This window comes from Niallia sp. FSL K6-0212, assembly GCF_038007605.1.
GTDB lineage: Bacteria > Bacillota > Bacilli > Bacillales > Cytobacillaceae > Niallia > Niallia circulans.
In genome coordinates, this window is record NZ_JBBOXL010000001.1 from 3,991,898 (window position 1) to 4,012,085 (window position 20,188).

Genomic DNA, 20,188 nt, shown 5'->3' on the forward strand with positions numbered 1-20,188 from the left:
TGGTATATTTTTCCTATTTGATTTTTTAACGTTATTCCCCGATTGCTGCTTCTGCAGAGTCAACCGTATGCTTTAACAGCATACTAATCGTAACTGGTCCAACTCCTCCTGGAACCGGGGTAATGGCAGAGGCTTTTTCAAAACAAGCTTCATAATCAACATCTCCGATATTGCCTTTATTATAGCCGGCATCCAAAATAACTGCACCTGGTTTAATCCATTCACCTTGAATAAAATTAGGTTTTCCAACAGCAGCAATCACAATGTCTGCTTGTCTGACATGATTTTCTAAATGAACCGTTCTTGAGTGGCAGGTTGTCACGGTTGCATCTTTATTTAAAAGCAATGCAGAAACAGGCTTTCCTAAAATTGGACTACGCCCTACTACTACCGCATGTTTTCCATTAACTTCTATATTATAATGCTCCATAATTTTCATTATAGCTGCTGGAGTACAGGATGGATATTTACCAAATCCTAAAGCTGTTTGCCCATATCCAAAACTAGTAACACCGTCCACGTCTTTCTCAATCTCAATTGCTTCAAATGCTTTCCGTTCATCTATATGGCTTGGAACTGGATGTTGTAAAAGAATCCCATGCACCTTTTCATCCTTATTTAATGAATGAATCGTTGCTAACAACTCTTCTGTTGTTGTTTGTTTATCTAAATGAATTTTTCTTGATTCTATGCCGAGCTTTGCACATGCATTCCCTTTCATTCGTACATACGTTGCGGATGAAGGATCATCGCCAACTAATATTGTTGCCAAGCATGGAGTAATCCCTTTTTCCTTTAAAGCACTTATTCTTCCTCTTAATTCATCTTTTACTGCATTTGCTACTACATTTCCGTCTAAAATTAATTTTTCCGACATGTATATACCTCCTGGTAAATTATAAAAAAGAAGTGCTTTTTTGCCCTTCTGCCCAGACGACCGGCTATACATATACACAGCTCCCATATGGTTATTTCCATTTATGTCGTCAGTCACTATGTATTGATAAGTTCATTTGTATCATATCATAGCTCCCTTTCAAATAAAATAATCTTCCCGTTATTTTATTTGAAAGATAGTGGAAAGTACCAGATTAGTTTTATCAAATATAAAAGGACCTTTTAAGTCTGATGATCAACTCAGATTTAAAAGGTCCCATTCATGTATTCATCGATCGAATACAATTAAGCAATGCATATATTTAAGGAAATACACTTCTATTAAAAATGGTGTAATGCCTAAAACAACGAAAGCCCTACCTCTCTTTCATCCTTACGGTTCCTAGACCGCGCCAGTGTGAATTTAGGGTGAATTGTGCAGAACACAAAAATACATTTTTGAAAAAATAATGGAAGGATTAATCCGCATTAGGAAGGATTTAAATGTGTTTTTGAAGATAAATGGAGTGTAATTGTTTTGAATGCTATTATATAGTTGTTCCGTATACTTATAAATTTCTTGTTACTTTACACAATAATTCTACAAAATTCTGTTAAACCTCAAATACATACAAGGAACATCTTATCGCAAAATTTGCTTATAGTCAACTATTAGTTTCCCTATTTTTGTAAAAACGCTTATTTTGTGCAAGGGTTAATCGATATTCTCAATATTATCAGGCACTCGTTTCCCTCCATTTCATACACTTAATTACCATATTGTAATCAATGAGCTTCCTATCCTGTTGTCTGCTCGAGGCGACCGCATGAATCACTTACGTGCGGTCGCTTCGAGCTAACCAACCTATCATTTGTTCTAAAGAATTTCATTAAATGGGAAAGCCTTATTTCCTATTAACTTTCCATTACCCTGCGAACGGAATAGTTGCTTTGTGTATTTCTTTTTCTAGTTCGGCTGTTAGGGTATTAGTTCTTTCGGTGCTCCAATCGTAATATTCTGCCATGTATTCAATTACTGCATCTTTTACTTCCTTTACTTTAGCAATATCAAATAAAAGCATTGCTGTCCGTCTTAGTAGTACATCTGTCGGAGTTATTGCATATTCATATTCCATTGCATAGTGAATCCGTGCAAGTAGGACTGGGGAAAGTTCTTCATATTTCCCGCTTAACTCCTTTGCAATTTCATAAAGAATAGGCGCATTGCTGCCATATAGCCTTGCAATGTTTTCTGCTTCCTCTTTTGAAAGTCCTCCATTCATTCCCTTTGATACAACATCTTGGATATACGTAGAAAAACCTTTTGAACCACCAACATCTCCACCAGAGATTGGCATCGACTTTGTCATACATTGTTTAAATGACTTCCCCGTCTTCTCTTGCAATCTAGTGGAAACAAGATTAACAACTGTTTCAGCCATTTTACGATACCCCGTTAATTTCCCTCCAGCAATAGTAATAAGTCGACTGTCAGACTCCCAGATTTCATCCTTGCGAGAAATTTCAGAGGGATCTTTTCCATCTTCCAAAATCAATGGTCTAACTCCCGCCCAGCTTGACTCCACATCTTCTGCGGAAACGGAGATCGAAGGAAACATAAACTTAATTGCTTCTAAAAGATAATCTCTATCTTCTTTCGACATCGAAGGATGAATGGGATCTTCACTATAAAAAGTATCTGTTGTCCCAACATATGTTTTTCCATCCCGTGGAATAGCAAAAACCATTCTCTTATCTGGTGTATCAAAATAAATCGCTTGTTTTAAAGGAAATACAGATTGATCAATAACTAAATGAACCCCTTTTGTCAGCTGAAGCGCTTTACCTTTTCGGCTTCCATCAATCGTTCTTAATGTATCAACCCATGGTCCAGTTGCATTTACCACAACATTGGCATAAATAGGGTAAACCGTATTTGTGATAAGATTTCTAACTTCTACACCTTCTACTTTTCCGTTTTTATCATATAGGAAGTTCTCTACTTTCGTATAGTTAATCGCAGCTGCACCACAATCTACGGCCTTTTTCATTACCTCTACAGTCAGTCGGCTGTCATCTGTGCGATATTCCACATAATACCCTCCGCCTTTAAGACCATCTTTCTTAATTAATGGCTCTTTTGCAAGTGTTTCTTCTTTCGATAGCATTTTTCTTCGTTCCGATTTTTTTACTCCAGCTAAGAAATCATATACTCTTAGACCAATATTGGTGGAAAATTTTCCAAACGTTCCTCCTTGGTGTAACGGAAGTAACATCCATTCTGGTGTAGTTACATGTGGTCCATTTTCATACACCACTTCTCTCTCCTTCCCTACTTCTGCAACCATCTTCACTTCAAATTGCTTTAAATAGCGGAGACCACCATGGACGAGCTTTGTTGATCTGCTTGAAGTTCCTGCTGAAAAATCCTGCATTTCTACAAGAGCAACTTCCATTCCTCTAGCTGCGGCATCTAAAGCAATTCCCGCTCCTGTAATACCTCCCCCGATCACTAACACATCAAATTTATTATTCATTAACTGTTGTTGTATTTTTTCTCTACTACTTGGCTTCTTTTGCAAAGTAAAACCCTCCCTATACTTAAAAAACTTGTTAGTTTAATAATTTCCTTTCGTAATACATTCAAAACAATTTAGTTTGTACATGATCTATATACAAACAAAAAGAGACCACAAAGTTACATTACCAATAGAACGATAATGCTTTGTGGTCTCTCCATTTCTCCAGACAAAAAATATTAACTTGTGTTTATTATATCATATTAACCTAGATATTCATAGTATTTATATTATTATATTAAACTTTAAAACAGTAGGTTCCCCTTTTATTTAAAAGCCATTGTAGCCTTAACAGCTTTCTTCCATCCAGCATATAATCCTTCTCTTGTCTCTTCCTCCATTTTTGGTTCGTAGGAACGATCTAGGCTCCATTGTTCCGCAATTTCCTTTTGATCTTTCCAGAAACCAACAGCTAAACCAGCAAGATAAGCTGCTCCTAATGCAGTTGTCTCATTTATAACTGGTCTTTCCACAGGAACATTTAATATATCTCCCTGGAACTGCATAAGGAAATTGTTTCGAACGGCTCCTCCATCAGCTCGTAATGTTTTAACTTGAATATTCGAATCAGATTCCATTGCAGCCAGAACATCTTTTGTTTGATAGGCAAGTGATTCTAGTGTTGCCCGAATAAAATGCTCTTTTGTTGTCCCTCTTGTTACTCCAAACATTGCCCCTCGCACATCACTGTCCCAGTATGGAGTTCCTAATCCAACAAACGCTGGTACAATATAAACTCCATCTGTAGAATCTACTCTGCTTGCATAGTCTTCGCTGTCTTTCGCATCTTTTATCATTCTTAAGCCATCTCTTAGCCACTGGATAGCAGATCCTGCCACAAATATACTTCCTTCAAGGGCATAATTTACTTTTCCATCTATCCCCCATGCGATTGTTGTTAACAAGCCATGGTCTGATTTTACTGCTTTTTCACCTGTGTTCATTAACATAAAGCAGCCCGTACCATAAGTATTTTTCGCCATTCCCGCTTCAAAACATGCCTGACCAAATAAAGCAGCCTGTTGATCTCCTGCCACTCCTGCAATTGGAATTCTATTTCCAAAGAAATGTCCTTCCACTGTATGAGCATATATTTCAGAAGATCCTTTTACTTCTGGGAGCATCGATTTTGGAACTGTTAATATTTCAAGTAGTTCTTCATCCCATTTTAATTCATAGATATTAAACATTAACGTACGTGAAGCATTTGTATAGTCTGTTACATGCGCTTTTCCACCAGATAATTTCCAAATTAGCCATGTATCAATTGTACCAAATAATAAATCCCCGTTTTCTGCTTTTTGTCTAGCTCCATCTACATGATCTAAAATCCACTTTACTTTGGTACCTGCAAAATAAGCATCAATTAAAAGTCCTGTTTTATCACGGAAAAGCTGATTATATCCTTGTGCTTTTAGTTCTTCACAAATTTCATTTGTTTGTCTTGATTGCCATACAATGGCATTGTATACGGGCGCCCCAGTATTTTTATCCCATACAACAGCCGTCTCCCGTTGATTGGTAATCCCAATACCTTCTATTTGTTCCGGCTTAATATCTGATTCTGATAAAACTGTTGCAATAACAGCTAAAATAGAACCCCATATTTCATTTGCATTATGTTCAACCCATCCTGGCTTCGGAAATATTTGTGTGAATTCCTTTTGGGCCACATGCACAATATCCCCTTTTTTGTTGAAAATAATCGCCCTTGAGCTTGTTGTCCCTTGATCTAATGATAATATAAATTTTTCCATGAATAAAACCTCCCATTAGTAAATGATTATGCTACTTTTTTACCAATACTTTTACTTTCCCCTTTTGTCTTAAAAAATGCAAGTAATAATACAATGACAGTAATCGCTATTACAATCCAAAAGCTTGATAAGACAACCCCTTTAAAGATATACGTATAAAAAACGGCTGCTAGTGATCCGCCTAAAATGGGACCAACAACTGGTATCCAAGCATAACGGAAATTGGATGATCCTTTGCCGGCAATTGGTAAAACAAAATGGGCAATTCTTGGACCAAGGTCACGTGCAGGATTAATAGCATAGCCAGTTGTTCCCCCTAATGACATCCCAATTACAACAATAAGCAAGCCTACAGCAAGCGGGTTCAATCCCTCAGCAAAACTATTTGCTCCAATAAACAATAAGCCAAGCACTAACATAAACGTCCCTATCAATTCGCTTAATATATTTCCAAAGGTATGTGGAATAGCAGGACCTGTTGAAAAGACTGCTAATTTTGCTTCCGCATCCTTTGTTGCACCCCAATGCGGGAGATAGTGTAAATATACAATACATGCACCTAAAAAAGCGCCAATCATTTGTGCCAAAATATACGGCAATACTTGATTCCAAGCAAAATCACCAGTGATTGCAAGCGCGATGGTAACAGCTGGATTTAAATGGGCACCACTAATACTTCCGACAGCAAATGCTCCCATTGTAACTGCCAATCCCCAGGCAAGAGTAATCACAATCCACCCTCCACCATTAGAGAACGCTTTCTTTAAATTCGCACCAGCTACAACGCCTCCCCCAAATATAATCAAAATCATGGTACCAACAACTTCTCCCATAAACGCAGACATCAAAATCCCCCTTTTCCTTGTTTCACTCTGTTAAAATTCTGACAATGAATTATATTAAACTGCTTTACCCCTAAACTACCATCATACTAACATTTATTTTTATCATTACAGAGTGATTGTCATATAACATGCAAAAAAAGGAGAACACGACAGATTAAGCCACTAAAATTATGGTGACTACTGCGTGTATCTCCTTTTCTCCAACACATTAAATTAACTTGTAAGGTTATTGTAAACGCTTCCTGTTGGTCTGTCAATTATTTTTATTGTTTTCACTATAAAAAAATTATTTACTTTATTTTTTGCCATAATTCTTTTTTAGAAGTAGTTATACTAGTAGCCCCTGCTTCAATTGCATTGCTTATATCCTTATCCGTGCGAATCAAACCACCTGCAAGAATGGGTACATTTAAACTCTCTTTAATTTCTTTAATCATCCAAGGCATTGTTCCTGGAAGCACTTCGATATAATCTGGATGTGTTCGTTGTACTAGTTTAATGCTTTTCGCTATTGCATGACTATCAAGGAGAAATACCCTTTGAATTGCTATCACGTTTTTCTGCTTTGCTTTTAAAATAACCGATGATTTTGTAGATATAAGTCCATATGGTTTAAATTCTTGACAGATAAACTCTGTTCCAAAATCATCACTTTTCAATCCTTGGATTAAATCAACATGATAAATCATTTTCTTATTTGCTTTTTTTGCAAGCAAGCTTATATGTTTTAACTGTGAAACATGTACCTCTAAAAATACGCCAATTTCATAATCGCTTTTTAAAAACGCTTCGAATTCCTTCATATTTGATGATGCTGGAATAATAGGTTGATTCATTTCATTTCCCCCAAAAAGTTTCATTCTTAATCTCTTCATGACCATTCAAGGCTTCCCAACATTCACTACCGTTTCGTTTTAAATTCATATAGGCGAAATGCTAATATGCAAACAGCAGAATAGGCGATACCTATTGAGTAGCCACCTACAACATCTGTTGGATAATGGACACCTAAATATACTCTGCTTGTTCCTATTAAAAGAATAAGCATACAAGCAATTATGTAAGCCATCACTTTCTTTCCAGTTGAATTAAGCAAATGTATACATAAGTACGCACATGAGCTGAAGAAAATAAGAGAACCCATAGAGTGTCCACTTGGAAAACTATAGCCTTTTTCTATTATAACAGGCAATATATCCGGACGCTCTCTTTTGAAGAACCATTTAAGAAGCGTATTTAATAATGCACCAAAACCATTAGCAGAAATAAAAAAAATGGCTAAAGCATACTTTTTCTTCCATAGTAAAAGTACTGTAATAATTAGTATCGCTGCTGCGATAAACAAAATAGACCCTAAAAAGGTTATTCGTTCAACCCATATTGTTAATTCGTCTGAAATAAATGATTGAGTAAAATGGATGATTGTATCATCAAATGAAATAATATCTGAGCTCTTTACATGTCTTGCAATAATATAAAATAGCCCGCTAAAAATCAGGATAACTGCTAACATTACACCGATATATTTTGACGTTATTCTTCTCTCCATGTAAATCCCTCGCTGTTATATTTTAGTGCTAGCTATTTCGCAGTAGCTAGCACTTTATTTTTAAGCTTCTTTGACAACTTTCTTTCTTGTGGTCTTTTTCTTTTTTTCCTCTGTTTTCTTACTAGGCTTTGTATTATCAATAGATGCTTGTAGTGCAGCCATTAAATCCATGACATTCGATTCCCTTGGTTTATCTGTGCCTGTCACTACCTCTTTGCCAGCTTTCTTTGCTTCAATCAATTCAAGAAGAGCTGTTCTGTATTCATCTGTATATTTCTCTGGAGTAAATTCAGTGGTTAATTGATCAATTAATAAAATCGCTGTTTCTAATTCTTTTTTCTCTATTTGATTTACTTCCGGAACATTTGGTACATCGTCCACCTTACGAACTTCATCAGGAAAATGAATAGTTTCCATTACGAGAGTATTTTCATAAACCCGAATAATTGCCAGCTGTTCTTTGGAGCGAATAATAATTTTCGCAATTCCCACTTTCCCTGTCTCAAGTAAGGCTTGTCTTAATAAAGCATATGCCTTATTACCACCTTCACCGGAAGACATATAATAACATTTTTCAAAGTAAATAGGATCAATCTCTTCCATCTTCACAAAATCAATAATCTCCACTGCTTTATCTTCATTCTCTTTGTACAGGTTTTTCAAATCTTCTTCATCAAGCACAACATATTTTCCTTTTGCATATTCATATGCCTTTACGATTTCTTCTGGAGCAACTTCATTTCCACAAGCAGAACATTTCTTTTCATATTTAATTGGGGCATGACAAGCCTTATGAAGTGTTCTAAGCTTGATATCTTTATCTTCTATTGCTGAATGCAGCTTAATCGGTATGCTTACTAATCCAAAACTTATATTTCCTTTCCACATTGTATGCATAATTAATCTCCAATCTTATTAGTTGAACACAATATTTCTTTTATGAAAAAAGCAATATTCATCACTTTTTCTTCTATCTATTTATACATTGTGTCACCGTTTTTTTTTCATACTATTTAATTATTGGCAGCAGACACTGTTCATACTATGTACTTAAATAGATATACTAATAAGAGTTAGATAAATCAGGAGGATAGACAAATGCATACAGCTGCATTTTTTATTAGTAATTATTATAAAAAAACAGACTCATTTGGTGTCAGTGTCGTTGGAAACGAGAACATTATCACTGTAGGTTCTTTTCAAAAAGGCTTAAAAAAAGCAGAAAAAACAGCATTAATACAGATTATAAAAGAACATGCTATAAAGGAAGATGACGATTTATATTATTTAAATCCAGGAATTTGCGTAGAATTACAGTTTTCCTCCTTTCAACAGTATAAACTGAGCAACCCCGTTTTTATCCAATTTTTATATAATATAGATTGGAAAGACTGTACATTAGAGAAACTCGTCGCAACAGAGTCTACGCCTATTACTCATGCTGATAAACCTCTATTTCCCAACACCACGATTACGAAACTCGATTATATTTTATATTTAAAAGAGGTCAGTCCATATTTACTTCCTTTTTTAGAAAATCGCTTATTGACTACGATTCGATTTCCCCATGGTTTATTTGGAGAATCTTTTTATCAAAAACAATGTCCAGACTACGCTCCATCTTATGTACAAACATATAAGAACGACGACATAGAGTATATCATTTGCAATAACCTAGAAACGCTTATGTGGCTTGGAAATCAATTAGCGTTTGAATTTCATATACCATTTGAAACCATTTATTCTAATAGCATGCCTTCTGAAATTGTCTTTGATTTAGATCCGCCTTCTGTGGAACATTTTTATATGGCTATTAAAGCGGCAAAAGTTCTACAACAGATTTTGGAACGATTACATCTTTTATCTTTTGTGAAAATATCAGGAAATAAAGGAATTCAGGTATATTTACCACTTCCAGAAAAAACATTTACTTATGAAGAAGTACGTTTATTCACAGAATTTATTGCAAACTATATGATTGCGGCAAATCCAGAGCTTTTCACCATAGAACGATTAAAGAAAAACCGCAAAAACAGATTATACATTGACTACATCCAACATAGTGAAGGAAAAACAATTATCGCTCCCTATTCTATTCGCGGTAATAAAGGAGGATATGTTGCATGCCCAATTGAATGGGATGAATTAACGGAAGATTTACATCCTCGCCAATTTTCAATGGACGTTGTTTTACAAAGACTACAAAAAGGGATTCATTCCTTCGCTGGTTATTTTGCGGCAAAAGAAAAACAACCTTTTCGTCAAGTACTAGATGTGTTAACAAATGTCCAAAACACTGAAGGGCAGAAAAAAATCTGAATAGATGATTGCGAAAACTTTCTAATCATATCCTTGTATGCAAACATAAAGACAATAAAACGCCCAAACAAAGGAACGGAAATTTTTCTGTCTAATGTTTGGGCCTATTTCTAGAATAATTCTGGCTATGCATGTTGTTATACTAATTTGCATTCTTCAATGGGGATAGTGACAAATGACTCGATGACTGGATGCCTTAATGTTCTGCCTTCTGTCCATTCTAAAAAGGAGATTTTGACAGTAAGTGCTGGCCGCAGCCAGACTCCATCTTTCGCTTTCCTGAGATTAGCAAAAGGACTCTCATTTATAATGATTGGCTCAATCGCTTTTGAGACAGCAGCCCAGTCATTTGCGGTCAATTTACCCGAACCAGCACTTCCAATATAAACCAGCTTCCCCGACTCATCAAATAACCCAAGGTGGAGAGAATGGACCGTTTTATTTTTAAATGTTACTCCTCCCACTATAGCGATTAAATCCTGCTCTTTTTTTCGCTTAAGCCATCTGGCATCCTTTCCGCCCAGAACATAGGAACTACTAAGATCCTTGCAGACAATTCCTTCTAACTGATGTTGTTGACAAACAGCAAATAAACCTCTCATATCTGTAAAGTTTTCAACTAGACGAATATCTTTCGTCTCAGCTACTTTTTCATGCAATATTTTTTGTCTTTCCAGTAATGGTTTGTCTACCAGCCACTGTCCATCGAGGAACAGGATATCAAAAATCATATAGGTAATCGGGATTTCCTCTTGCAGCTCACTTAATCGCTCAAGTTTTCGCACTCTGTCCCGTCTCATTACTTCATAAAAGGATGGTTTCCCATCCTGTAAAGCAATGACTTCGCCGTCGAGAATACAATTTTTTGCCTGTACAAAGGAACCGGTCTTTAATAATTCAGGATATTGCTGCGTTCTTTCATTTTTCTTTCGATTAAATAATTTTGTGTCCTCTCCATCATAGTAGGAGAGAATTCTTGTTCCATCCCACTTAACTTGAGCAATCCATTGATCCCCTTTTGGAATTGCTTCTGTTAGTAGTGGTTCAAATGGCTTTATTGGTTTCATGTGCTTTTATTCCTTTTATTCTTACCATTTGCTAATAGAACAAAATTATACAAGGATCTTATCTATCTCAAACTGCAAACAAACCTCAGAATTTTAGAAATAGTAGTTGGTCTTTAGGATATTTTTTAATTTCTTCGAATAGAGATGAGATATTGCTTCCCGTCGGGCTCGCGCTGAGCCGCGGTCTGCCTTCAGTCTGCAGGGTATAAGACTGTCTCGCTAATCACGCAGGAGTCTCCCCCTTAGACTACAAGCAGCGCATAAAAATCATTTTTAACTTTTCTAAAATCATTTTGTCAACAAACTAATCTATTTTTAATTTTTTTGACGCTCTTAACCTTGCTGTTTAACTACTAATAATGCTAGAAATGAAGTTTGTCCATTTTCTAATCACTTTATCATCTATAACAAAAAGGTCAGTTTCTATTCCACATAACAGAATGTTGAATAGACCTAACCTTATCCTTCCATACTAACCAACTACTGTTCTCTCCAAATTTATTTTAAATGATTTTCGACATATTGCTTTGCTTCTTGTTGTAGTTTTTTATATTGAACAGCTTCTTCCTCGAAATATATCTTATTCGTTACGGCATAGTTTTCTATTGTATCCCATTCAAATGATACATCTGCACGATATACATAAGTAGCGTTGCCAATTAAATCAATTCGATATTGATCATTTTGATAATGTACATAGCAGCGAACTTTGCCCCCATTATTATACACATCCACATAGGTATTTTTTTCATTAAACCCATTTAGTATGGAAACAAGAGTGGAAGCAGACATAGCAGTCCCACAAGCATTTGTAAACCCTACTCCTCGTTCGTATGTACGCACATAAATACTTCCTTTTTCTAATATTGAAACAAAGCTAACATTTACACCGTCTGGAAAATACTCATTCGGACCATTCACATATTTACTTATCGTTTCTTGAATATCCGAATCAAGTACTGCCTTATCTACAAGTGTAATTAAATGCGGATTAGGTACAGCTAAAGCAGTAAATAATAAATCTTTATTTAACCCCGGAATTTTCTCATTTATTAGTGTAGTCGATTCTACCTCAAGCGGCAGATCCTTCGTCTGAAAAGATACAGGAGATATTTCTACCAAATACGTTGGGATATCCGGATAAATATCTGTTTCATTTTTCACTTCTAAATTTGCTTTCATTGTTTCAATCATCGCTTCCTCTACCTGAAGGAGTTCACAAACATATCGAGCGACACAACGAATACCATTTCCACACATCGATGCTTCGGAACCATCGGCATTAAAAACTCTCATTCTTGCATCAGCAACTTGACTAGGCATTACAAAAAGAATACCATCCGCTCCTAAAGAAGAAGCTCTATTACATAGCGTTTTAGCTATTTCTGCTCTTTCTTCTTCGGTAAACTGATAGGCGTCTGAAATTTCATCTATTATTAAAAAATCATTGCCACTTCCATGACATTTTGTAATTTTTATATTCATTTCATCGTTCCTCCAAGCTATATTTGTTTCTTATTTATTTTACTGTTCCTTTGTCTAACCTGCAATCAATTCTTCCTTGCCCAAAAAAAGAGAAAACCTTAACAGCTTTTAGTCAAGTCGTTAAGGTTATTACCATTCATCCATATAAATCATCATCTAATAGCTTCTTTGCCCATGAAATAGATTCTGCATATACTTTAAACAATTCCTTTTCTTGAATATCCAATTCTTTACAACCAAGTGCAATTCCCGACCAGTCAGCTGTTTCTGCTGCAATGACCAATTGAAGCACATCATATTGAACATTTTTCTGTCCTGATAAAGCTTGTACAATTGTCTCATCCAATGGTAGATCGGAAAGAATGGTATCCATATCCTTGTTCATAATGGTATCCATAAGAGAGAACATTCCCGTCAAAAAAAAACTTCCATATTCTATTCTTCCCGGTATAAGTTTTGCTACCGCTTCGCACATTTTAGAACGTATTAAGCAATTATGAATCACTTCTAAAGAAATTCCATTCTTCCAGTCCTTTTCCCTAACTGTAAGAATATAAATCCATTTTCGAAGTTCTCTAAGCCCAATATATACAATGGCATGTTTAATACTGGTTACTTTTTGCTTTACTCCATATCCTAGTGTGTTAATTAATTTCAATAACTTATATGATAAAGAAATATCCTGTTCAATCAATTTAGAAATACGGGTTATATCTGGATTTTCATCATGTAATAGCTCAAGGATCTTATAATATGCCGTCATATAGGTTGGCACATCATGGGAAGACATGATGACTGGTCTTGAAAAATAATAACCTTGAAAATAATGATAGCCGCTGTTTCTAGCTTGTTCATACTCCGTACTTGTCTCAAGTTTTTCAGCAATTAATTCAATGTGATGCTTTTTAGCAATCGCTTCTAATTCTGTTCGCACTTCTTTAGTCGTATGTTGAAAATCGATTTTAACCATATCTGCTAATAGCAGTAAAGAATAGGAGTATGGGTTACTTTTCTCTAAATTAAAATCATCTAAAGCCAATTTGTAGCCTAATTGTTTGAGTTCTAAACAAATATCTATAATTTTTTGACTTGGAACAACAGTTTCTAGAATCTCTATTACAATATCCCTTGGCTGAAAATATGTAGGAAGTTTAAGTTCTAATAAATTCTCAGTAAAATTAATAAAACAAGGTTTACCGTCTGATAATTTATCTATGCCAATATTAAGAAAACTGTTAATAATAACATTTGTTGTCGCCTGATCACCATTTATATTGGGGAAGGAATTAATATTATTATGTCTATATAGTAGTTCATATCCATAAACTTCTTCCATTCGATTAAATAGTGGCTGTCTCGCCACAAAAACTTCCATTTATTTACCTCCGTCAATCTTTTTGCGCTTAGTTATTGTCATTTTAATAAATTTATTAGTAGAAGGTTGTCGAACCTTGCTTGTAAGAAAATAAAATTCTTACCAGAAATGTCATCGTTAATGTTTAGGGGTCATCTAGGTTGTATTTAAAGGGAATGGAGAAAAGATTCTTTGATTCAAGGCTATATATAATCAAAATGATAGCTAATCCAGAAAAAAGAACTTTTTTACATTCTATTTTTCTAAAAGATATCTTGAATAAAACGGGGAATTCTAAAAATACAGGGCAGTTTAAAATACCATTAAATAGAGTAAAGCTATAGAGACAAAAAGCTTATGCACAAAAACGAGTATAGTTAGACAGCTAGTAACAACTTCTGAAAAAAGAAAATGACTTTCTAATTTCAGAAGTGATTTTGCTATTAATGTGTATATTGAAGTAAAAAATTAATCAAAAATAATGAGGATATGAAATACAAAGGCAGTGATACTTCTTTCGCTTTACCTAAAGCAATCTTTAAAATTGGGTAAAGAATAAACCCAATAGCCATGCCATCTGCGATACTGTACGTAAACGGAATCATTGCAATAATAAAGAAGCTAGGAAAACTTTCACTTAAATCCTTTAAATCCAGATTTCGGATATTCTGTAGCATTAATCCTCCAATAATAATTAAAATTGGTGCAATCGCACTATCTGGAATTAATTTTATGACAGGAATAAAAAATGCTGAACAAATAAACAGAATACCTGTCGTTACAGCTGTTAAACCTGTTTTTCCACCAGCGGTCATACTTGCTGAGCTTTCAACTGTAGCTACTGTTGGACTTGTGCCAAATAAACTAGATAGAAAGACAGAAATAGAAGTAGCTCGAAAAGCTTTTTGAAATCGCTCAGATTTGTTTATAAATTGGACATGATTGTTGACCAATCCAATATTCTCAAACACAAGGACCATTGTAAGAGAAAATACGGCAATCCAAAAAGGAATCGATGCAAGTTTGTCAAAAGACAGATGACCAAACACACTTTTGTATTCTTGAAGGTGAACCGACTGGCCACTTCCTGCATTTACATTAATCAGTCCAAACATCCAAGCAATGAAAGTACCAACAATAATCGTGATCAGAAAGTTTCCCTTCACATTTCTTAAAAATAGAATAATACTTATTAAAAATGTGAGTACTGTTGCTAGTACATGTAAATCATTAAAAGATCCCAAGGCAATAATTGAATTTGTTCCTCTTTCTACTATCCCGCCTTTTTCCAATCCAATTAGCATTAAAAATAGACCTAAACCAACGCTAATCGATTCTTTTAATGAAACAGGAATAGAATCACTGACAATTCTAGCTAGTTTCGTAAAAGCAACAATCATAAAGAGAATTCCAGAAACAAACACTACTGCCAACGCTTCTTGCCAGGTTAGGGCCATTGAATTTACAATGGTATAAGAAAATAACGCATTGATACCCATACCTGGTACAAGCAAAATTGGCACATTTCCATAAAAACCCATTAAAAAACAGCCAACAACGGATGTTAAAATGGTTGCAATGATTGCTGCTTCCAATGGAATACCTGCTTCTGCTAAGATTAAGGAGTTTACTACCACGATGTATACAACAGTAAAAAAACCAATAAACCCTGCAAGCACCTCTTGTTTAATGGATGTTTGACTTTCTTTTAGCCGAAAAAATGAAAAAATATAATCTTTCATCTGATATACCTATTTAGTTGTATCCCTCTCCCTACCCGCTTCCCCTATAAAATGCAAGTAAAGCATGTCAAAGACTGACATGACTTTTAGCATTCAATAAGGTAGCCACAAGAAATTATAATAGCAGATTGCCAATGTTTTGCCAATGTTTTTTAGGAGAAAATACTCATTTTTTCCTATTTTCCTTATTGCTATTTCTTATTATTTAGTTATTTTTCCTTAAATCAGCTTATCAAAGAAAAACTTTCTGTTCTAAAACTCCATCCATATTAATGATTCGTATAAGCGAATAACTTTGTCAATATAGCATAGAGGTGAATAATTTCTTTATCAGACGCATGGTGATCAATTGACAATAGCGGCAGATTAGGATCTTGAAAACGTTTGGCCCACTCTTTTGGCATCCAGCCCTTTCTTAACTGGGCCAATTTTTGACCATCTTCTTGCTCAAACTGATACTCCATTTGTCCAAAGGTTTTTTTCATTATGATTGTGTCTTCCCCATAAAGAAATTGGATCACTAATCGTTTTTCTGTCTTTATTTCTAGAATTCTGCTGATTATTTTTTTATCCTTATTTTTTATATCTATTCTATCTTTTTTTAATGTAAAAACATATTGGAGATCCCCTTGTGTATTATAAAAGCCATACGATTTTGTATAAAATCGATCGAATAAGAACGGCAAATACCAACGAATAATCGAGAATTTTTCATCTTTTATTTCTCCTATCTCTTGTCCATCTCTATCAAAAACAACCATTCTTAAGGATGGCGCAGGTAAAAAAGATAAAACCACCGTATTTGTTTTCAAAATTGATCTTGCTTGTCCCGCGGAGAAAAAATTCTCCATTTTCTCTAAACGTCGTTTATGTAAATAAAATTGACTAAAGCAAATTACACTGTATATTGCGAATGGGACTAAAAGGTAAAGAAAAATGATATTTGAATGATTAAATAGAAAGATGCCTATAAAAAGAAAGATAGGAATACAACTAATTAAACTAGCGTTCAAGGAAGATATGGCTGTATATTTATAATATTTTTCAATATTCATCATGAAGACTCCTTTATATCCATTCTTATAATGAAAGGTTAGCGCGACTGTGCACTTATCTTTCTCTTTCTTTTTATTCTATTAATTTCTAATGAAATCTATGATTAATTAGAAGAAAAATTTTAAAAGAGTCTAAACTATCATGTTACCTATTATTAAGGTTTGAATGTGGTAATATAAAAACCGAAGAAGTAGATGGTGGTTTATATGTTCATGCAGGGAAGTTGAGCTTTTTCAGCACATTGGTATGTATATGTGAGAAAAAATAAAATGCCAGCCTATTCGTTAAAAAGCGAGTCACCGAAATTGGTCGCTAATTTAAACGAATAAGCTGCCATTATAAAAAGGTTAATGATCTATATTATTTGATAAAACGAATCGTTAAAGGAATATGATAATCCTGGCCTTCATAAGCCTTAATAGCAGCAATGATTGTAAATACAAATGCCATAATTCCGATTATTGGTAAAATAATAAATCCGATTAAAAGAAACACAAGAATCCATGCTATGAAGGAATAAATGGCATAGGAAATTAAAAAGTTAAAATATTCTTTACCATGATAATCCACAAAAGGCGAATCTTTCTTCACGAGCCAGATAACTAATGGTCCGATAAAAGTAGTAAAAAAACTAGACACATAAATCAACATTGCAAAAACTCTATCATCATTTGATGATCTGTCTTTATTTAAATCCATGAAAGAAACCTCCAACTAAAATAATAATTGCTATGTTATTATATACGATTATTCTATATAAATGTTTCATTTTCTCATAATAATTGTCCAATTAATTCAAATAAGCTTTCATCCGTGACATTTATCATTCTTTCTTGCCTGTTTATATACTTTATCGGCAAGAGTTAAACCCTTTCTGCTATTGTGAATTAGTTTATCTTTCTTTACAATGATTCATTAATTTTTTACAATTTGTTTGTATTTTCCTATTTTCAATTTCACCGAAATTTTGTATGATATAGAAAAGTAATTTGTTATCATGAGATAATAATTAAAGATGGGAAGGCAAATGGTGCGCCACCGCTTTGGTTCTAGTGGGTTCGATTCCCACCCCGAAATTTTTTTTCAATTGGATTAAAAATTTCGAGGGTGGGCTTTTTCTTATGCATGAATAAGTTCTGCTCTCAAATGGAGGGATTATTGTGTTAAAAAAAAGAGATCTTGAAGAATGTCAAGCATTATATCCTTTAATGACGCATCCTGATGTCTTCCCTTTCGTGCGTCAAAAAGCTTCTTCTTATGAAGAATACCTTTTTCTTACCAAACAGACTATAGAAGCGGAAGAAAGAGGAGAACTCATTTCTAGAACGATATTAGATGAATGGCAAAATCCGATTGGAACCATAAATCTATATGATATAAACGAAAATATCGGTTTCCTCGGAACTTGGTTAGGAAAACCTTATCACGGCATGGGATACAATCAAATAGCAAAAGATTTATTTTTTGCTGAAGCATTTTTTGAGCTGAATATCGAAAGCATATTAATGCGAATTAGAAGCAATAATATCCGCTCACTAAAAGCAGCTGAAAAGCTTCCCTATGTGGTTTCTGCAAATGAAACAAGAAGTAATTTGTTACAAATTTTAAATACTTCTGGGATCCCTTATCAACTATTTGAAATTCCTAAAGATTTATTTACTCTATACACATTACGTCAAAATACGGAAGAGACGACAAATGATTGCAGAGAGGCGTAATTTAGCTCCGATAATAAAATAAGATCAGTCGATAGGAGAATAACTATCACTGATCTTATTTTATTCTTCTATAATATTGTCAGCGAATTGGATGAAAAAAAACCTCCATATATTCATCCCCGCCTCTGATTGAAAGATTATAGTAATTTATTGCTTCTTTTTATAGCTTTGATAATTCTTATTTCCACCAGAAAGATTATAGATATTCATAAATCCTAAATTACGCAGGATATTTTGGGCAGCATTTCCGGTTACACCACTATTACAATAAGTAACAGTGAGCCGATTTGGATCTAGCTCCTTGCATTTCTCTCGCAAATCGCCCAAAGGGATATTAATAGCGGTATCCACACATGACACATTAAATTGTTGTGCAGCTCGTGTATCAATAACTTGAATGGATTCCTCTTTTTCTATTCTTGCGGTTAAATCTTTTGGCGTGATTAATTGATTTTTCTTTTCAATTGCATTATGCAAAGCCATCCCAGTATACATGACAGGATCTTTTGCCGTACTAAATGGCGGCGCATATGCAAGATCAAGATGAAATAAATCTTCCGCTTTTGCATTAAATGTAATGGCTGTAACAAAAACATCTATTCTTTTATCGACACCTTCTTCCCCTACTATTTGTACACCCAATATTCTGCCTGTTTTCCGATCGGCAATTGCCTTGATTACTAATTGTTTGCCACCCAAATATTCAGCTCTAGCAGGCTTGATATTATGAAGAACTTCTATATCATAGCCTTCCTCCAATGCTTCCGTTTCGTTCATACCAGTTTGTCCAACAGCTAAGTCAAAAACACGAAGAATAGCAGTTCCTAAAATTCCTCTATGTTCTAATGATCCTCCGGTTATCACATCACCGGCTATTCTGCCCATTTTATTTGCTGTGCTTCCTAATGGCCGATATAGGGGTTTCCCGGTTATAAGGGAATAGCTCTCAGCAACATCCCCTACCGCATATACATCAGGTAAGTTAGTTTGCATCTTATTATTTACGGCAATAGCTCCAGAATGTCCTATATTTACACCGATTGACTCTGCTAACTGAACATTAGGCCGAACCCCTGTTGCTAAAATAACCAAATCTGTTTCTATAATATTTCCTGATTTTGTTTTTATTTCATTAGTAGTTATTTCACTAACTTCCTCATTCAATAGAAGGTTAACTCCTTTTTTTTCTAGATGGTCTTCTACATATGTAACAATATCTATATCCACATGTGATAATATGTGATCACTGCGTTGTACTAATATAACATCTAACCCTCTATTTGTTAACTGTTCAGCCATCTCTAAACCAATATACCCTGCCCCTATAATCGCAGCTCTTTTTGGCTCGTTCTTTTTTATAAATCGGTCAATAGCACTTGTATGTTGAATGGTTCGAATGTGGAAAACATGATCTTTATCTGCCCCCTCCATTGCTGGAGTGTAGGGTGATGCTCCTGTTGCAAATACTAATACATCATAAATATCCTCAATTACTTCATTTGTATTCAAGTTTTTCACTTGAATCTTTCTCCGCTTTGCATCTATAGCGATAACCTCATGCCGTACAAGAATATCTACATTATATCGTTTCTTAAACCAAGCCGGATTTCTCGGTGTTAAAGTTTCTAATTCATCAACTTCTCCGCCTAAGAAATAAGGAATTCCACAACCGGAGTAAGAAATGTCATAATCTGCATTATAAAGTGTGATTTCTGCCTGCTCGTCATTTCTGCGTGCTTTTGTTGCTACTGAAGTACCTGCCGCTACTGATCCTATAATAACAATTTTCATGATCATCCTCCTATAAACAATAGTGTATTTTATAATTTATCTTTTCCTGT

16 protein-coding genes and 1 riboswitch are annotated in these 20,188 nt (G+C 34.7%); of the genes, 2 read left to right on the forward strand and 14 right to left on the reverse strand.

Annotation, left to right across the window (positions count from 1 at the left end):
- Positions 1-31 precede the first annotated feature (31 nt).
- The 7 genes from MHH96_RS19090 to ku form a co-directional block, all read right to left on the reverse strand.
- On the reverse strand, positions 32-877 hold the full coding sequence (locus tag MHH96_RS19090) for a bifunctional 5,10-methylenetetrahydrofolate dehydrogenase/5,10-methenyltetrahydrofolate cyclohydrolase (protein WP_061796388.1): 846 nt from the start codon (positions 875-877) through the stop codon (positions 32-34).
- A 43-nt stretch (positions 878-920) separates the two neighbouring features.
- Positions 921-1,004, reverse strand: a riboswitch (ZMP/ZTP riboswitch).
- A gap of 798 nt (positions 1,005-1,802) precedes the next feature.
- Positions 1,803-3,413: a glycerol-3-phosphate dehydrogenase/oxidase gene (locus tag MHH96_RS19095; protein ID WP_341118137.1), complete on the reverse strand. Its 1,611-nt coding sequence runs from the start codon at positions 3,411-3,413 to the stop codon at positions 1,803-1,805.
- A 308-nt stretch (positions 3,414-3,721) separates the two neighbouring features.
- Positions 3,722-5,212: a glycerol kinase GlpK gene (glpK, locus tag MHH96_RS19100; protein ID WP_047940488.1), complete on the reverse strand. Its 1,491-nt coding sequence runs from the start codon at positions 5,210-5,212 to the stop codon at positions 3,722-3,724.
- A 26-nt stretch (positions 5,213-5,238) separates the two neighbouring features.
- Positions 5,239-6,057, reverse strand: a complete 819-nt coding sequence (locus MHH96_RS19105; protein ID WP_047940487.1) for an MIP/aquaporin family protein — start codon at positions 6,055-6,057, stop codon at positions 5,239-5,241.
- Between the two features lie 290 nt (positions 6,058-6,347).
- A complete protein-coding gene (locus tag MHH96_RS19110; RefSeq protein WP_341117872.1) occupies positions 6,348-6,893 on the reverse strand; it encodes a glycerol-3-phosphate responsive antiterminator in 546 nt (181 codons plus the stop codon).
- A 65-nt stretch (positions 6,894-6,958) separates the two neighbouring features.
- Positions 6,959-7,606: a phosphatase PAP2 family protein gene (locus MHH96_RS19115; protein WP_061796390.1), complete on the reverse strand. Its 648-nt coding sequence runs from the start codon at positions 7,604-7,606 to the stop codon at positions 6,959-6,961.
- A gap of 60 nt (positions 7,607-7,666) precedes the next feature.
- Positions 7,667-8,503 carry a non-homologous end joining protein Ku gene (gene ku / locus MHH96_RS19120; RefSeq protein WP_341117874.1) on the reverse strand — a complete coding sequence of 279 codons (837 nt, stop codon included), beginning with the start codon at positions 8,501-8,503 and terminating at the stop codon, positions 7,667-7,669.
- Positions 8,504-8,704: 201 nt separating this feature from the next.
- Here ku and ligD point away from each other — a divergent pair, with 201 nt between their 5' ends.
- A complete protein-coding gene (gene ligD / locus MHH96_RS19125) occupies positions 8,705-9,925 on the forward strand; it encodes a DNA ligase D (RefSeq protein WP_341117875.1) in 1,221 nt (406 codons plus the stop codon).
- Between the two features lie 137 nt (positions 9,926-10,062).
- Here ligD and MHH96_RS19130 read toward each other — a convergent pair whose 3' ends face one another.
- The 6 genes from MHH96_RS19130 to MHH96_RS19155 form a co-directional block, all read right to left on the reverse strand.
- Positions 10,063-10,992 (reverse strand): ATP-dependent DNA ligase, encoded by a 930-nt coding sequence (locus MHH96_RS19130; RefSeq protein ID WP_047940484.1) that lies wholly within the window; start codon positions 10,990-10,992, stop codon positions 10,063-10,065.
- A 498-nt stretch (positions 10,993-11,490) separates the two neighbouring features.
- Positions 11,491-12,477, reverse strand: coding sequence for a diaminopimelate epimerase (gene dapF / locus MHH96_RS19135; protein WP_095259048.1), 987 nt, complete (start codon positions 12,475-12,477; stop codon positions 11,491-11,493).
- A 136-nt stretch (positions 12,478-12,613) separates the two neighbouring features.
- Positions 12,614-13,852, reverse strand: a complete 1,239-nt coding sequence (locus MHH96_RS19140; protein ID WP_047940481.1) for an EAL and HDOD domain-containing protein — start codon at positions 13,850-13,852, stop codon at positions 12,614-12,616.
- Positions 13,853-14,274: 422 nt separating this feature from the next.
- The gene (locus MHH96_RS19145; protein ID WP_047940480.1) at positions 14,275-15,573 is read right to left on the reverse strand and encodes an NCS2 family permease; all 1,299 of its coding nucleotides are present in this window, start codon (positions 15,571-15,573) and stop codon (positions 14,275-14,277) included.
- Positions 15,574-15,842: 269 nt separating this feature from the next.
- On the reverse strand, positions 15,843-16,385 hold the full coding sequence (locus MHH96_RS19150; RefSeq protein WP_341117878.1) for a hypothetical protein: 543 nt from the start codon (positions 16,383-16,385) through the stop codon (positions 15,843-15,845).
- 604 nt (positions 16,386-16,989) lie between these two features.
- A complete protein-coding gene (locus MHH96_RS19155) occupies positions 16,990-17,328 on the reverse strand; it encodes a DUF4870 domain-containing protein (protein WP_047940478.1) in 339 nt (112 codons plus the stop codon).
- Between the two features lie 461 nt (positions 17,329-17,789).
- On the opposite strand from MHH96_RS19155, the gene MHH96_RS19160 reads away from it, so the two are divergent.
- On the forward strand, positions 17,790-18,347 hold the full coding sequence (locus MHH96_RS19160; protein ID WP_047940477.1) for a GNAT family N-acetyltransferase: 558 nt from the start codon (positions 17,790-17,792) through the stop codon (positions 18,345-18,347).
- 147 nt (positions 18,348-18,494) lie between these two features.
- On the opposite strand, the gene MHH96_RS19165 is transcribed toward MHH96_RS19160, so the two are convergent.
- Positions 18,495-20,138 carry an FAD-dependent oxidoreductase gene (locus MHH96_RS19165; protein ID WP_144544914.1) on the reverse strand — a complete coding sequence of 548 codons (1,644 nt, stop codon included), beginning with the start codon at positions 20,136-20,138 and terminating at the stop codon, positions 18,495-18,497.
- Between the last annotated feature and the right edge of the window lie 50 nt (positions 20,139-20,188).

Bases quoted from the DNA above. Each gene is read 5' to 3' on its own strand.
- MHH96_RS19090 (WP_061796388.1), bottom strand. From the start codon at position 877: ATGTCGGAAAAATTAATTTTAGACGGAAATGTAGTAGCAAATGCAGTA.
- MHH96_RS19095 (WP_341118137.1), bottom strand. From the start codon at position 3,413: ATGAATAATAAATTTGATGTGTTAGTGATCGGGGGAGGTATTACAGGA.
- glpK (WP_047940488.1), bottom strand. From the start codon at position 5,212: ATGGAAAAATTTATATTATCATTAGATCAAGGGACAACAAGCTCAAGG.
- MHH96_RS19105 (WP_047940487.1), bottom strand. From the start codon at position 6,057: ATGTCTGCGTTTATGGGAGAAGTTGTTGGTACCATGATTTTGATTATA.
- MHH96_RS19110 (WP_341117872.1), bottom strand. From the start codon at position 6,893: ATGAATCAACCTATTATTCCAGCATCATCAAATATGAAGGAATTCGAA.
- MHH96_RS19115 (WP_061796390.1), bottom strand. From the start codon at position 7,606: ATGGAGAGAAGAATAACGTCAAAATATATCGGTGTAATGTTAGCAGTT.
- ku (WP_341117874.1), bottom strand. From the start codon at position 8,503: ATGCATACAATGTGGAAAGGAAATATAAGTTTTGGATTAGTAAGCATA.
- ligD (WP_341117875.1), top strand. From the start codon at position 8,705: ATGCATACAGCTGCATTTTTTATTAGTAATTATTATAAAAAAACAGAC.
- MHH96_RS19130 (WP_047940484.1), bottom strand. From the start codon at position 10,992: ATGAAACCAATAAAGCCATTTGAACCACTACTAACAGAAGCAATTCCA.
- dapF (WP_095259048.1), bottom strand. From the start codon at position 12,477: ATGAATATAAAAATTACAAAATGTCATGGAAGTGGCAATGATTTTTTA.
- MHH96_RS19140 (WP_047940481.1), bottom strand. From the start codon at position 13,852: ATGGAAGTTTTTGTGGCGAGACAGCCACTATTTAATCGAATGGAAGAA.
- MHH96_RS19145 (WP_047940480.1), bottom strand. From the start codon at position 15,573: ATGAAAGATTATATTTTTTCATTTTTTCGGCTAAAAGAAAGTCAAACA.
- MHH96_RS19155 (WP_047940478.1), bottom strand. From the start codon at position 17,328: ATGGATTTAAATAAAGACAGATCATCAAATGATGATAGAGTTTTTGCA.
- MHH96_RS19165 (WP_144544914.1), bottom strand. From the start codon at position 20,138: ATGAAAATTGTTATTATAGGATCAGTAGCGGCAGGTACTTCAGTAGCA.